The organism is Mesorhizobium australicum WSM2073, assembly GCF_000230995.2.
GTDB classification, from domain to species: domain Bacteria; phylum Pseudomonadota; class Alphaproteobacteria; order Rhizobiales; family Rhizobiaceae; genus Mesorhizobium; species Mesorhizobium australicum.
Genome location: NC_019973.1, coordinates 2555063 through 2568448 on the forward strand (window position 1 = coordinate 2555063; position 13386 = coordinate 2568448).

General features: G+C 60.3%; 14 protein-coding genes and 2 pseudogenes. 5 read left to right on the forward strand and 11 right to left on the reverse strand.

Annotation, left to right across the window (positions count from 1 at the left end; all coding sequences use genetic code 11):
- Nucleotides 1-6: 6 nt before the first annotated feature.
- Nucleotides 7-453, reverse strand: coding sequence for a pyridoxamine 5'-phosphate oxidase family protein (locus MESAU_RS12260; RefSeq protein WP_041163704.1), 447 nt, complete (start codon nt 451-453; stop codon nt 7-9).
- A 66-nt stretch (nt 454-519) separates the two neighbouring features.
- A pseudogene (locus MESAU_RS12265) lies at nt 520-987 on the reverse strand (DUF2267 domain-containing protein); the annotation flags it as partial.
- 120 nt (nt 988-1107) lie between these two features.
- Here MESAU_RS12265 and MESAU_RS12270 point away from each other — a divergent pair.
- Nucleotides 1108-1374 (forward strand): hypothetical protein, encoded by a 267-nt coding sequence (locus MESAU_RS12270; RefSeq protein WP_015316354.1) that lies wholly within the window; start codon nt 1108-1110, stop codon nt 1372-1374.
- Here the strand turns inward: MESAU_RS12270 and fixJ are convergent.
- Together fixJ and MESAU_RS12280 are read right to left on the reverse strand one after the other, a co-directional pair.
- Entirely contained in the window at nt 1371-1985 is a 615-nt protein-coding gene (gene fixJ / locus MESAU_RS12275; protein WP_015316355.1) for a response regulator FixJ, read from the reverse strand. The genes MESAU_RS12270 and fixJ overlap by 4 nt on opposite strands.
- Entirely contained in the window at nt 1972-3486 is a 1515-nt protein-coding gene (locus MESAU_RS12280; protein WP_245263003.1) for a PAS domain-containing sensor histidine kinase, read from the reverse strand. Before MESAU_RS12280 ends, fixJ begins: the two co-directional genes overlap by 14 nt.
- Nucleotides 3487-3724: 238 nt before the next feature.
- Between MESAU_RS12280 and MESAU_RS12285 the strand changes: the two genes are divergently transcribed.
- The 4 genes from MESAU_RS12285 (at nt 3725) to MESAU_RS12295 (ending at nt 6904) form a co-directional block, all read left to right on the forward strand.
- Nucleotides 3725-4537 carry a universal stress protein gene (locus MESAU_RS12285; RefSeq protein ID WP_015316357.1) on the forward strand — a complete coding sequence of 271 codons (813 nt, stop codon included), beginning with the start codon at nt 3725-3727 and terminating at the stop codon, nt 4535-4537.
- A 121-nt stretch (nt 4538-4658) separates the two neighbouring features.
- Nucleotides 4659-4925, forward strand: a complete 267-nt coding sequence (locus MESAU_RS31830; RefSeq protein ID WP_245262961.1) for a cation-transporting P-type ATPase — start codon at nt 4659-4661, stop codon at nt 4923-4925.
- 73 nt (nt 4926-4998) lie between these two features.
- Complete coding sequence (locus tag MESAU_RS31835) at nt 4999-5382, forward strand: P-type ATPase actuator domain-containing protein (protein ID WP_041163345.1); 384 nt, start codon at nt 4999-5001, stop codon at nt 5380-5382.
- A gap of 826 nt (nt 5383-6208) precedes the next feature.
- A complete protein-coding gene (locus tag MESAU_RS12295) occupies nt 6209-6904 on the forward strand; it encodes a VIT1/CCC1 transporter family protein (RefSeq protein ID WP_015316358.1) in 696 nt (231 codons plus the stop codon).
- A 71-nt stretch (nt 6905-6975) separates the two neighbouring features.
- Here MESAU_RS12295 and ccoS read toward each other — a convergent pair.
- The 7 genes and pseudogenes from ccoS to ccoO all read right to left on the reverse strand — a co-directional run.
- Nucleotides 6976-7116: pseudogene (gene ccoS, locus MESAU_RS12300) on the reverse strand (cbb3-type cytochrome oxidase assembly protein CcoS); the annotation flags it as partial.
- Nucleotides 7113-9401 carry a heavy metal translocating P-type ATPase gene (locus MESAU_RS12305; RefSeq protein ID WP_015316360.1) on the reverse strand — a complete coding sequence of 763 codons (2289 nt, stop codon included), beginning with the start codon at nt 9399-9401 and terminating at the stop codon, nt 7113-7115. The pseudogene ccoS and the gene MESAU_RS12305, both read right to left, overlap by 4 nt.
- Nucleotides 9398-9895 carry a FixH family protein gene (locus tag MESAU_RS12310; RefSeq protein WP_015316361.1) on the reverse strand — a complete coding sequence of 166 codons (498 nt, stop codon included), beginning with the start codon at nt 9893-9895 and terminating at the stop codon, nt 9398-9400. The genes MESAU_RS12305 and MESAU_RS12310 overlap by 4 nt, the downstream gene beginning before the upstream one ends.
- Complete coding sequence (gene ccoG / locus MESAU_RS12315; RefSeq protein ID WP_083882984.1) at nt 9892-11457, reverse strand: cytochrome c oxidase accessory protein CcoG; 1566 nt, start codon at nt 11455-11457, stop codon at nt 9892-9894. The genes MESAU_RS12310 and ccoG overlap by 4 nt, the downstream gene beginning before the upstream one ends.
- A gap of 160 nt (nt 11458-11617) precedes the next feature.
- On the reverse strand, nt 11618-12481 hold the full coding sequence (gene ccoP, locus MESAU_RS12320; protein WP_015316363.1) for a cytochrome-c oxidase, cbb3-type subunit III: 864 nt from the start codon (nt 12479-12481) through the stop codon (nt 11618-11620).
- A 2-nt stretch (nt 12482-12483) separates the two neighbouring features.
- On the reverse strand, nt 12484-12633 hold the full coding sequence (locus tag MESAU_RS12325; protein WP_015316364.1) for a cbb3-type cytochrome c oxidase subunit 3: 150 nt from the start codon (nt 12631-12633) through the stop codon (nt 12484-12486).
- A 10-nt stretch (nt 12634-12643) separates the two neighbouring features.
- Entirely contained in the window at nt 12644-13375 is a 732-nt protein-coding gene (ccoO, locus tag MESAU_RS12330) for a cytochrome-c oxidase, cbb3-type subunit II (protein WP_015316365.1), read from the reverse strand.
- Nucleotides 13376-13386: the final 11 nt, after the last annotated feature.

Sequence of the window (13386 nt, forward strand, 5' to 3'; positions counted from 1 at the left end):
CCGTGATTAATCCAAGGCCTCCCGACCGGACACTTCCTGCACAACTATCCTGAAGAAGACGTGAGGTACGTTGTCCGATACCGGTGGTGTGACTGGCTTCAGCGCGCCAGGCTCCCACCAGTGAGTGTGCTTGCTCAAGACTTCCCACGCATGGTCACGCTCCAGCTTGTGGCCGATGCGGTCCGGCAGCTCTTCGAAATGACCCTCGACGATCACGCTTTTCCATTTTCTTCCCTCGCCATGCTCGCCCACTTGAACGGAAACCTGCGGGTTCGCGCGCATGTAGTCGATCTTCCTTCCAGGCATGGAAAATGCATAGAGATGGTTGTCGGCATGCGCGTAGTAGATCGGAACGACGTAGGGCTTTCCGTCCTTCGCGCAAGCCAGATGGGCCACCCGGTTGGTCGCCAGCAACTTCGTACACTCCAGGGCCGAAAGCGTTCGAACGAGCATCGTTGTATTCTCCTGCCTTTGTTGATCGGCCGAACATCGGCCAGTTCCCGGCCAAAGTTGACGGAGGGACTTCTTCAACGAGTTCCTCACCTGGACGATCTCGCCATGCGAGATGTGGCTTTCGAGTAGCGCGAAGACGGCGTTGATGGCGATGTCGAAATCGACCTCGTCATCATAGCCAAAGCTGGCTCTGATACCGGTGATGAAGTCACGCTTCTTCCGTTGGCCCGCAGGCGCCGCAGACGGCTTCCAGCCGTCAAAATAGACGCCGCGGACCAAAACCGGCAACTGTGCCGAGAGGTCGGCCATTTCTGCTGGCGGCAACCAGTCCCGCAAACCGTGCAGAACGGATCGCATGAGGCGATAGGCACTTGGTTCGCTCCAACTGAGATCCCTGGCGAGTTCTTTGACCCAATGCTCCGCCTGATGCGATGCGTGGCTAAATCCGCCAAAGGAAGTGTGGGACATATGCGTCATCGCGAATGCTCCTTGAAGGTTTCTGGCCAGTGTCCATTTTTTGCGCCATATGCGCATTGCGTTGGATCAAATCGTGTTGGCCGCACGGCGCTGTCGTATCGAAGCCAGCCGATGACGGTGACAGGCTTCGCTTCAGCCACGCACGTGGTGACAAGAGCCTGACGGCAGTTCGCAAAAATGATTCAGATCAAGGCAGCGGTCGGCGAGCGCACAGATCATAAGAAGATGTGGAAGCCGATCCAAAGCGCTCCGTTTGATCGCGAGCTTGAACTGGCCGTCTTGGACGAAGAGGGCGAGCACGCGCTTGTCTTCCCGTGCAAGAAGGCGCTTAGCGGCTGGCAGAATGCCACCAGCGGTGTGCGTGTCGAAATCCGGCCGACGCATTGGCGTGACTGGCCGCGAGCAGACAGGACGATTATGAACCAGGGCGAAAGCCGACCCTAGCTTTTCGATTCGATTATCAAAGCCATGCGCACCAGATGCGAAAGACTGCCGGCGCCCATTTTGCTCATGACGTTGGCGCGATGAATTTCAACCGTGCGCGGACTGATGCCCAGATCATAGGCGATGGTCTTGTTCGGCATGCCTGATAAGAGCCCCTCGAGAACCTGCCGTTCGCGTTCTGATAAGGTCGACAGACGTCGTTGGATATCAGCAGATTGAGGATGGGTCGCATTCACCTGACTGCGATTATCCAACGCTGAGCGGATCGCCTCGATCAGCACCTCGTCGTCGAAGGGTTTTTCGATGAAATCGGCAGCGCCTTCCTTCATCGCCTGCACAGCGAGCGCCACATCGGCATGCCCCGTCATAATGATGACGGGAAGTTTATAACCGCGGGTTTTGAGTTCCCGCAACAGCTCGATCCCATCGATGCCAGGCATGCGCACATCGGATACGATGCAGCCGTCCAGATTGTCCGTGACCGCAGACAAGAACGCCGTGGCGGATTCGTGCAGCCGTACCGCGAAATCCGCTGTCGCCAACAGGAAACCGAGCGACTTGCGGACATCCACGTCATCGTCGACCACATGCACGAGATTAATGGCGGCCATTGGCGACCTCTTCCTTTTCGACAATCCGCAAGGTGAACCGAAAAGCTGTTCCCCCAGAGGGCATTGGCTCGGCCCAGATGTGACCGCCGTGCGACTCGACGATGGTGCGGCAAATGGATAGCCCGACACCCATACCTTGCTTCTTGGTCGTGACAAAGGGTTGGAAAAGCTGGGCGGAAACCTCGGGCGAAAGACCGGTTCCCGTATCGATCACGCTCACTTCGGCCATGCCATCTGCTCGCGTGACGGTCATAATCTGCAACTCGCGTCTCTCCGCGCCTTGCATGGCTTCCACCGCGTTGCGCATCAGGTTCAGCAGAACCTGCTGGATCTGGATGCGATCGGTGAGCACGAGTTCGGCGGCAGGGTCAAGGTTGTAAGAGACCTTCAGGTCCATTTCCCTCGCGCCGACGAGCGCCAGGGATGAGGCCTCGTCGATCAACGCGGGCAGCCGTTCGACCTGGCGCTCACTTTCGCCCCTAGCCACAAAGTCGCGAAGGTGGCGAATGACTTCTCCAGCCCGAAGAGCCTGCTCCGCCGCCTTCTCGACCGCGTCGCGAAGCATCGGGGCATTCTCTTCCGTGCTCTTTTCAAGCAGTCTGCGGCTGCCTTTCAGGTAATTGGTGATGGCAGTGAGCGGCTGGTTGATCTCGTGGGCCAAGGTGGAGGCCATCTCTCCCAGAGCGGTAAAGCGCGCCATATGAAGAAGCTCCATCTGCTGCTCCTGGATGCGCGCTTCCGCCCGGTGACGCTCAGTCAAGTCACGGCAAAAGCCGGTAAAGAACCGTCCGGTGCCCGGGTTCATCTCTCCGACGGAGAGCTCCATCGGGAAGGTTGAGCCGTCCTTGCGCATACCTGTAACGGTGCGGCCGAGCCCAATGATCCGGCGCTCTCCTGTCGCGAGATAACGGTGCAAATAGGCGTCGTGCTCGCCGCGATAGGGAGACGGCATCAACATTTTTACATTCTGGCCGATGACCTCGCTCGCCCGAAAACCGAACAACGTTTCGGCAGCGGTGCTGAAAGACTGAATGTGGCCCTGTTCATCTATCACGACCATTGCGTCGGGTACCGTTGCCAGGATCGACCGCAAATGGTCTTCGCGCAACAGCAGGGCGGCGTTGGCAAAGGAAAGTTCGCTGACGTCGTTGCCTTCGACAAAGATGGCTGTGATGCGGCCATCATCGGCCTTGATGGGCTGGTAGACGAAATCCAGGATGCGCTCTTCGACCGGTTCGTCGTCCTTGTTTCTCAGGAGGACCTTGACCCCGCGGCCCCGGTAAGGTTCGCCAGTCTTGTACACTTGGTCGAGCTGTTTATAAAAACCTTGCCCTTCGAGCTCCGGCAAAGCATCCCGAACAGATTTTCCGACGACTTGGCGCTGTCCGATGAGGCGCTGATAGGCCGCGTTGGTCAGGTCGAAGACGTGGCCCGGTTCGCGCAACAAGGCCATGAAACCCGGGGCCTGGTCGAACATCTGTGACAACACTGATTTAAGCATCGTGCCGACAGTCGACAAATCACGCGCGTCTTTTGGGTTCACACGAAATCCTCGAATTCGGTACGCCATCAGCAAAGGTTAGATATCATCCCTTGCCGCACACGCAAAACCATTCGGGATCCGATTTCGACTGGATTTGGCGGGTAGTCGGAAATGTGTCTCTTGACGCGCATCAAGGCGTCGGGCGCCAACGAGCGTACTGGATGGCTGCATTCAAACGCCACGAAAGGTCCGCACGATGTCGTACAAGTCAATTGCCGTAAATCTCGCAGTGGATGGGTCCCCTGCGCCAATTGTGAAGGTCGCCATCGATCTTGCGGATCGATTTGGCGGCCGTCTTATCGGTCTGGCGGCGGCAGATGTGCCGCCGCTGGTCGCGACCGGCGATGGCATGGTCTACGAAGGCGAGATCATGCAAATTGAGCGAACGGAGATTGAAAAGCGGCTTGCCGAACTGCGCGCCGAATTCGAGCGGCTGGTTCCGGCCTCGATCAGAAGTGAATGGGGCCAAGCAATTTGCAGCCCGACCCGCTTCCTCTCTGTCTCAGCGCGAGCAGCCGATCTGATCGTGACAGGCAGTGACATCGGAGAAAATGTCTTTCGCGCCGTGGATATCGGCAGCCTCGTACTCGGCGCCGGCCGCCCGGTCCTGGTCGCGGCGAAGAATGTCGAACATGTTCCGGCAAGAATCATTCTGGTTGCGTGGAAGGATACTAGGGAGGCCAGGCGCGCGATCTCGGATGCCTTGCCGCTTCTGGCCAAGGCCAAGGAAGTAGTCGTCGCAACCATGGACACCGATTCCGACGGCAGCATTCGCGACAGTCTGGCCGATGTCGCGGCCTTCCTCGAATTGCATCGCGTCGAGACACGAACGGAGGTGATCGTCGGGAAAGGGGATGGCGATCAGCTGTCGGCGATCGCGCGTTCCATTCAGGCGGACCTGATCGTTTCCGGAGCGTATGGCCACAGCCGGCTGCGCGAATGGGCATTTGGCGGCGTCACGCGAACGCTGCTCGAAGACAACGGCATCAGCCGCTTCCTTTCCTATTGATGTTCCCCCGTAGCGCACCCTGACCGATGTCGGCCAACTCAGCGGTTGGCCGACAGCAAAGGAAACGCATCATGCAGTCCGCCCTCGCTTCAATGAGCATTCCAACTTCCGAAGGCGCCTATTGGTCACTCGACAGCCCCGAGCTGTTGCACCGCTGCAATCGTCGGCGGCCGGGCTCACGACCGTCGAAGCCGAAGCGCGACTCGCCAAAATCGGTCGAAACACTCCGACATCGCAATCCGGCTCATCGGCGCTCAGTGTGTTCGGCCAGCAATTTCGCAGCCCGCTCGTTCTCATCCTGATTTTTGCCGCCATCGTTTCGGCGTTCGTTGGAGATGGCCAAGAGGCCGCGATCATCGCTCTGATCGTGCTGACAAGCTGCTCCTGAGCTTCACGCAGGAATACGGCGCCTCACGTGCGACCCAAGCACTCAAGCAGCGCACTTCGCGCAGGGCCTGGTCTTGCGCGACCAATCCGAGCGTTCCGTTGATGCCCAGGACATCGTGCCAGGCGACATTATCCGGCTCTCGGCCGGGAACCTGATCCCAGCGGACGGTGTCCTCCTCGAAACCTGTGAATTTAAATGTCAGCGAGGCTGTGCTCACCGGCGAGACGTTTCCGGCGGTGAAGACACCTGGCCGGTCGGCGCCGTCGCGCAGCGCTGGAACGCGGTATTCACAGGCACATCGGTTCGCAGCGGGACCGCCACCATGCTGGTGACGAACACCGGAAGCCACACCGAATTCGCCTCCATCGCAGCGGCGCTCGAAAAAGGATTTGACATCCGCAAGTCCGACGGCTCGCTCGACCCCTCAGGCCCCAGACCAGAAAGGTGCATGCGCTGATACCGCCAAGGTTCTCATGAATCTCGGCGATCTCACTGCTGAAGCCGGCGGCCTCGGCATAGTCCAGATTGCGGGCCGGCGCCTGCGGATATGCCGGCCTCGGCTGCGGGATCGGAATATAGACAGCTGGCGTCACCGCGAAAGATGGAGTGTCCGGTGGTGCAGGGCTGGCGACTGCTGGCGCTGACAGTTGTTCTGGTGACGCGGCCGTCATACGGGAAGTCGGCGTGCTGGCGGCGAGTGCCGGCTTGCGCGCGGCAGTCGCAATTGCCGCCGTGGTTTCCGTTCCAATCTGAAGCGGCATGCTCTGCGCGACCTCATGCTGCACATCTCGCAGGCGAACCTCGGTTGGAAATGCCGCGGCTGCCGAATTTGGAGAGGCAAGAGCAGATTGGGCAATCGACGGCAACGCGTCGCCGACGGCGTTGGAGGACAGGGCGCTATCAATCGGGTCCTTGGCATGGCCATTGCCGGACTAATCCCAGACATAAGCGCCCGAGGAGGCGATGACGATAAGCGACAAGGCGATCTGTTTCATGAGAGCTGGTTCCCAAGTTCAGGCGCGCGCTACGGCCATGCCGTTGCATTCGCGTTGGCAGCAATTTGTCACAAGCTAGCTGACAACTGGCTGTCAGTGGCCGCCAAGCGGCGAGCCCTTTCCATGGCAAGAATTCAAAAACGAACGAATCCAGTTGTCTTGGATCAAGGCATTTGCGCACATCATCGCACGAGAATGCCGCGTCTTTTTTGATCGTGCACGGGGTGAAAGCAGTGACGGTTAGACGTATCCGCTGAATACCAGGCGAAGGAATGGGACCTCAACCCAATGTCACGACTTCATGCTGAAAACCACCTTGTCTCGCGCATCGGCTGGCTGCGTGCCGCGGTGCTCGGCGCGAACGATGGCATCGTCTCGACCGCAAGCCTGATTATTGGCGTTGCCGCCGCCAACGCCGCCACCGCCAATGTCCTGGTGGCGGGCATAGCGGGGCTGGTTGCCGGCGCCATGTCGATGGCCGCCGGCGAGTATGTATCCGTCAGCTCCCAGGCCGACACTGAGCAGGCGGATCTTGCCCGCGAGCGAGAAGAATTGGTGACGCAACCGGATTTCGAGCGGCAGGAGCTTGCGCAGATTTATATCCAGCGCGGAGTTGAGCCCCATCTGGCACTGCAGGTCGCCGATCAGCTGATGGCCAAGGATGCGCTCGGCGCCCATGCCCGTGACGAGCTTGGTATTTCCGAGACAACGGCTGCAAGACCGATCCTGGCCGCGCTGGCTTCGGCAGCGGCGTTTTCCATCGGTGCGATCATGCCGCTGGCGATGGTCCTGCTGTCATCGCCGTCCCGACTTGTCGCGGTCGTTTCGATTGCATCCCTGTTGTTCCTGGCGGTGCTGGGCGCGATCGGTGCGAAGGCCGGGGGCGCCAACGTGCTGAAGGCAACATCACGCGTGACGTTCTGGGGAGCGTTGGCAATGGCGCTGACGGCGGGCATTGGTGCCGTTGTCGGTACGGCCGTCTAGGTCATTCCCCTTTGTCTCGCCGCAGGAGTCCCGGGCATCACCCTGTTTCCTGACAGCGAAGGATGCGGGGCATCCTCCGGGTCGGTCAGGATGCGCTCCGCAGCGCCATCAAGGTCCTCGTATTGACCACTCCTAAGAGCCCAAAGGAAGCCGACCAGCCCGAGCGTGCCAAGAAACAGGGCAACCGGAATCAAGTAGACGAGCGTTGTCATGACAGGGCTGCCGACGGTTGAGCCTTGGAACTCGGCACGTCGACAGAAGGGCGCGCCGGCCTGTGAGGGACGGATCCATTCAGGCGCAACGCGTTTGCGATGACCAACAGCGAGGAAACCGACATCGCGGCCGCAGCGATCAGCGGCGTGACGTGACCGAGGATCGCGATCGGCACCGCCACCGCATTGTAGACGATCGCCAAAGCGAGATTCTGGCGAATGAGCCGTCCCGCTTTTCGTGAAACGTCCAGCGCGAGAGGTATGGCCAGCAGGCTTTCGCGAAGGAATACGAAATCGGCGGCGCTGCGGCCAATATCGGCGGCAGTAGCCGGAGCGATGGACACATGTGCCGCGCTGAGCGCCGGCGTGTCGTTCAGGCCGTCGCCAACCATCAGGACCCTGTGCCCGGCCCGGGCGAGGTCTTCCACGCGTTCGACCTTTCCGGACGGCAACAGGCACGGAACGAACTTGCCGATGGCCAGCGTTTGCGCGACTTTGCTGCAGGCGTGCGCCGTGTCGCCTGACAGCATCTCGACTGACACTCCGGCGTCTTCCAGCTGGATCAAAGCGCTCCGGGCGTCGGGGCGCAACGCATCCTCGAATTCGAAGGTCGCAACGATCATGCCGTCCTTCGACAAGACTGTTCCGCCGAAGCCGTGCTTGCCTTCGCCACCGGTTCGGGCCCTCCATCCTGCCCATCCGCGCCGGCCCAATCTCCAGGTGCTCCCCGCCGACTTGGCCTCTATGCCAAAACCCGGGTGTTCGGTGATGTAGTCAAATCTCTGTTGCCCGTCGCGACCGGCAAAGCCGGCGATCGCCTTCGAGAAGGGATGGCGTGAGTTCGAGGCCATGTCTGCCGCCATTGCCAGCATGGCGGGGTCGATCGAAGACCCATTGACGAGGCGTGGCTGTCCGAGCGTGAGTGTGCCTGTCTTGTCGAAGGCTGCGACGTCGATCGTTGCGAGACGCTCCATAGCCGAGCCATCCTTGACCATGATGCCGCTTTCGAAAAGGCGCCGCGCCGCGACTACCTGAACGATGGGGACCGCAAGACCAAGAGCGCAGGGACACGTGATGACCAGAACGGCGATGGCGATCGTAATCGACCGGTGCCAGTCGCCGGTGGCGGCCACCCATCCGAGGAATGTCGCGAAGGCGGTGAGGTGGACCACAGGGGCATAAAGCGCCGACACACGATCGGCGATGCGGCGATACTTCGCGCGCCCACCTTCGGCGGCCTCCATCAGCCGAACCATCTCCGCCAGGAACGAATCCTTCGCAACAGCCGTACATTCGATGGTCAGAGGCCCGGTGAGGTTGAGTATGCCGGCTTGAACGATCTGGCCGGGGGAGGCATTTCTCGGCGTGCTCTCGCCGGAAACCAGGGAACAATCGAGATCCGACGTTCCCTGGCGGATCAGGCCGTCGACCGGGATTCTCTCGCCTGCGGCTACAAGCAGGTGCATTCTTGGTACAATTTCCTCCACCGCCAGATAGTCGCGCGAGGCGTCGGCGCGTATGACCATCGCACCGCGCGCTGTAAGCCGTGACAAGCCTTTCACCGCGGTCCGCGCCCTTTCGCGCATGACGTGGTCGAGCGTTCTGCCGATCAGAAGAAAAAACAGAAGCGACACCGAGGCGTCGAAATAGGCATGATCGCCATGGTTGATCGTCTCGTAAAGGCTCATGGCATAGGCCAGAGAGACGCCCACAGCGATCGGGACGTCCATGTTCATGCGACCATGGCGCAGGGCATTCCAGGCCGAGCGAAAGAAGATGCCGCCGGCGAACGCCAGCGCGGGTATGGCAATAAGTGCCGATACCCAATGGAAGAGATCGCGCGTTGCGCCTTGCGCACCGGACCAGACCGAGACCGAGAGAAGCATGATGTTGCCGGCTGCAAAGCCTGCAACCGCCACTGCGCGAATCAACTCCGACAGCGTTTCATCTCGTGCTTCGGCCTGAGGATCAAAGAGGTGGGCCTGATAACCCAGGTCGGCGAGGACGCTTGCCAGCGGTGGCACCGCACCGTCACGCCAGCGGACGGAGACCCTTTTTGTGGAAAGGTTCACGCGCGCGCTCTCGACCCGATCGAGTTTGCCGAGCGCAGACTCGATGGTTTGGATGCAGGCACCGCAGTGGACCGTTGGCACCGACAAATCGGTTTGATTGATTCCGTCGCCAAGCGCCCGGCTTGCCAGGCGGATCTCCTGGCTTGACGGCAAATTCGCCGTCGGACCACTGAGATCCAGTACGGATTCAGCTCCGGGTGCGCAGCAGCTCATTGGATTTCACCGTGAGCGATGATCAGCCGTCGAACCTCGCGATACGGCTCGGCGAGGCCGGCATCGGCGTCGACTTCAACGATCCAGACACCGTCCTTGGGCTGATGGCGCGCCGCGAATTCCTGTGCGTTCCCGGAAGTCAGAATGACTAATTTGTCTTCCTTCTCATAGGCAGGATGGCGAAACATCACCTTGACACTGTGCAACGCAATCGGTTTGCCGGCGGCATCAGCCAAGCTGTAACGGACGTCTCCGTCCGAGATGACAAACAGGCTTTTCCAACCGAGTGCCGCCTGGGCGCGGCCTTGCTCGGCTTTCTTGTTGAATTGCTGACTGGCGACATAGGTGTTCTCGACGACGAGGCCTGTCCAGCTTGTGTTTGCCAGTGTGGCCATCAAGACGTTGACCCCGATGACGACACCGAAGAAAGCCAGGATGACGGCAAGCATATGCCTGCCGGTGAATTCGCGGGGCCTCTGTGTCGCGGTGCTCATTTCCTGATCTCCGGCGCGTTGAAGGTGGCGACGTACTGGTTAGCCTCAAATGACGCTTTGTCCTCGGCGACGAACTTGAAGCTCTGCGTTTCACCGTGGATCCGAGCAACTGGCATGCGCACAAAAATCTTCAGCATTTTCAGTCGGTCGGGTTCGACAGGGATCGCAAATGAGCGCCCCGGCGGGAGGTCGCTGCCGACCAGGCTCATCTCGGCGCCTTCGAGCCCCTGCAGCGTGACGACAATCGTCCGCGGCTTCGGAATCATGTTGAGCAGTTTGACTGTGTAGCCATTGCGGATGGCGCCATCGGACAACGTGACGAACTGCGGATTGCGGTCATGAAGGACATTCACTTCGAGCCGGTCGCGCGTCAGCAGCGAGTAGCCCAATCCAACTCCAAGCATCGACCACAGGCCCATGTAGACGAAGGTGCGTGGCCGAAAGATTTTCCCCAGATGGAAATGCGCAACCTTTTCGGAGAACCGCCCGTCACCGGCCCTGATCAGCGAAGGTGTGATGGGCGACGTTCTCTGAGCCGTAGCCAGGGCCATGTTGGCGTTGTAGTCGGTTAGAGTGGCGTAGGAAATCAGCCCGCGCTCCCTGCCGAGCTTGTCCATGACGCCATCGCACGCGTCGATGCACAGCGCGCAGGTGATGCATTCGAGTTGCTGACCGTCGCGGATGTCGATGCCCATCGGGCAGACGGCGACGCAGGCGTTGCAATCGACACAGTCCCCGGTTGAAAAGCCGGCTGCCTGGACCTTCTTGGCATGCCGCGAACGCGGCTCGCCACGCCAGTCATTGTAGGTGACCGTCAGCGAACTCTCGTCGAGCATGGCTGCCTGGATCCGCGGCCATGGGCACATGTACGTGCACACCTGTTCGCGCATCAACCCGCCGAAAGTGTAGGTAGTCGCTGTCAGGATGCCGATCGTCCCATAGGCGACGGCTGCCGCGGTCCCGGTGAACACCTCCCGCAGGAGTGTTGGGGCATCGGCGAAGTAGAATATCCATGCTCCACCTGTCGCCACCGCTATGACCAGCCAGATCAGGTGTTTGGCCGTACGAAGTGCGAGCTTGCGAGCTGTCCACGAGCCAGCGTCAAGTTTCATGCGCGCATTGCGATCTCCCTCGATCGCGCGTTCTACGACAAGAAACAGATCGACCCATACCGTCTGCGGGCAAGCGTAGCCGCACCAGGCGCGGCCGACGGTGGACGTGAGCAGGAAGAGGCCGACCCCGGCCATCACGAGCAGCCCGGCGACGTAGTAGAATTCCTGCGGCCAGATCTCGATGAAGAAGAAGTAGAAGCGGCGGCTCGCGAGGTCCACCAGAACCGCCTGGTCTGGCGCGTAAGCGCCGCGATCCCACCGCAGCCATGGTGTCAGGTAATAGATGCCGAGGGTAATGGCCATCACCAGCCATTTGAACTGGCGAAAGCGACCAGAAGCGCGCTTGGGAAAGATCTTCTTGCGTGCGGCGTAAAGCGGCTGCCGTGTCTTGGCGGAATTGACCGGCTCTGCCTCAAGCCGTTCGATCTGTGTTTGGTCCAGCACCGGCATCTCCAGACGCGTAGCTTATGATCTGGATAGGTTTGACGCATGGTGGCCAGGACTGCGTTGACGCAAGTCAATCCGCCAGCGGTCAACAAAACAGTCGAGGCCCGGCACGGCCGGGCCTCGTCGCTTTGGCGGCGAAGGGCCGGGAATAGCCCCCCGTTTCCTATTCCCCACCGCCAAGCGAATGGACGTAAACGGCGAGTTCCTTGACCTTGGTTTCACCCAGGCGCGCTCCCCAGGCAGGCATCACCCCCTGCCTGGGCGCGCGGACCTGTGCCGCGATCGCGCTCTCGCCCGAGCCATAGAGCCAGATCGCATCTGTCAGGTCAGGCGCACCGACCTCGCGGTTTCCCTTGGCGGTGTCACCGTGGCATGCGGCACAGCTCTCCGCGAACACCTTAGCGCCCGGAGCGATCAAGGCGGAGTTTTCGACGCCGCCGGACAGGCTGGCGACGAAAGTGCTGACCTGCGCGATCTGTTCCGCTGTAAGGACTTCGGCGAAGGCCGGCATTTCCGAAACCCTCGTGTCGGAGTCCAGCACAAAGCGGATGCCGTGTGTGATGGTCTGCTGGATCTGGTCCGGTTTGCCGCCCCAAAGCCAATCGTCGTCATTGAGGTTGGGAAAGCCCTTCGATCCCGCGGCGCCGGACCCGTGGCATTGGGTGCAATTGACCTTGAATGCGGCTCCACCGGCGGCGACAGCAAACTCGCGCAAAGTGTCATCCGCCAGAATTTCAGACACGGATTTCGATTGCACTGCCGCCACATATTTGTCTTTGGCAGCGTCGGCGGCGGCAAGCTCGTTCTTGACTTCATTTCGGCTGGAATAGCCAAGCACGCCCTTCGTGGCGGACGTCAGCATCGGCCACGCCGGATAGAAGATGGTGTACCCGAGCGCCCAGACGATGGTGATGTAGAAGCAGATCACCCACCACCGCGGGAGGGGGTTGTTGAGCTCCCTGATGCCATCCCATTCATGGCCGGTCGTGGAGATGCCCGACACCTCGTCGATATGCTCGTCGCTCATGGTCAGTCGTCCTTCAGAGGGATTCTGGCTGCTTCGTCAGCCTGGCTCTTACCGCCTGGTCGGAGTGCGAAGACGATCGCCCCGACAAAGAACAGGGCCATGAAAAGGAGAACCCAACTGTCGGCGAATTGCCGCATCGCATTGTAGTCCATTGCGTTTTCCTCAGCGGTATCCAGCGGATTCGTCGTAGTTCTTGAAGTCGACCAGAGTCCCGAGCATTTGCAGGTAGGCAACCAGCGCGTCCATCTCGGTGACCTGGCTCGGATTGCCGTCGAAATCGCCGAGCTTGGCCTTGGGATAGCGCTTCTCAAGCGCCGTCGTGTCGGCGGCGGGATCCGCCTGCGCCTTCAGGTCGGCATCCGCATTGGCAATCATTTCGGGCGTGTAGGGAACACCGACACGGGCGTTGGCCACGAGATGGGTCGAAAAGTTCTTCAGGTCGAGCGGCGTGTCGTTCAGGAAGCCATAGCTTGGCATGACCGATTCAGGCACCACCGACTGTGGGTTCGTCAGATGCTGGGTGTGCCATTCGTTTGAATAGCGGTCGCCAACACGCGCCAGATCTGGGCCTGTGCGCTTGGACCCCCACTGAAAGGGATGATCGTACATCGACTCCGCGGCGAGGCTGTAGTGGCCATAGCGCTCGACTTCGTCACGGAAGGGTCTGATCATCTGGCTGTGGCAGAGGTAGCAGCCTTCACGCACGTAGATGTTGCGCCCGACGAGCTCAAGCGGCGAATAGGGCCGCATGCCTTCGACCTTCTCTATCGTGTTGTCGAGATAGAAAAGCGGTGCGATCTCGACGATGCCGCCTATTGTGACGACCAGCAGCGAGCCGACCAGAAGAAGCGTCGCGTTCTTCTCGATGACCGAGTGTTTGTCCATCAAGCTCATGGGAATGGCTC

What these genes read in the sequence shown, in the direction of transcription:
- ccoP (WP_015316363.1), bottom strand. Translation starts at nt 12,481, where the DNA reads ATGAGCGACGAGCATATCGACGAGGTGTCGGGCATCTCCACGACCGGC.
- MESAU_RS12310 (WP_015316361.1), bottom strand. Translation starts at nt 9,895, where the DNA reads ATGAGCACCGCGACACAGAGGCCCCGCGAATTCACCGGCAGGCATATG.
- MESAU_RS12285 (WP_015316357.1), top strand. Translation starts at nt 3,725, where the DNA reads ATGTCGTACAAGTCAATTGCCGTAAATCTCGCAGTGGATGGGTCCCCT.
- MESAU_RS12295 (WP_015316358.1), top strand. Translation starts at nt 6,209, where the DNA reads ATGTCACGACTTCATGCTGAAAACCACCTTGTCTCGCGCATCGGCTGG.
- MESAU_RS12280 (WP_245263003.1), bottom strand. Translation starts at nt 3,486, where the DNA reads ATGCTTAAATCAGTGTTGTCACAGATGTTCGACCAGGCCCCGGGTTTC.
- ccoO (WP_015316365.1), bottom strand. Translation starts at nt 13,375, where the DNA reads ATGAGCTTGATGGACAAACACTCGGTCATCGAGAAGAACGCGACGCTT.
- MESAU_RS12270 (WP_015316354.1), top strand. Translation starts at nt 1,108, where the DNA reads ATGATTCAGATCAAGGCAGCGGTCGGCGAGCGCACAGATCATAAGAAG.
- fixJ (WP_015316355.1), bottom strand. Translation starts at nt 1,985, where the DNA reads ATGGCCGCCATTAATCTCGTGCATGTGGTCGACGATGACGTGGATGTC.
- MESAU_RS12305 (WP_015316360.1), bottom strand. Translation starts at nt 9,401, where the DNA reads ATGAGCTGCTGCGCACCCGGAGCTGAATCCGTACTGGATCTCAGTGGT.
- MESAU_RS12325 (WP_015316364.1), bottom strand. Translation starts at nt 12,633, where the DNA reads ATGGACTACAATGCGATGCGGCAATTCGCCGACAGTTGGGTTCTCCTT.
- MESAU_RS12260 (WP_041163704.1), bottom strand. Translation starts at nt 453, where the DNA reads ATGCTCGTTCGAACGCTTTCGGCCCTGGAGTGTACGAAGTTGCTGGCG.
- ccoG (WP_083882984.1), bottom strand. Translation starts at nt 11,457, where the DNA reads ATGCCGGTGCTGGACCAAACACAGATCGAACGGCTTGAGGCAGAGCCG.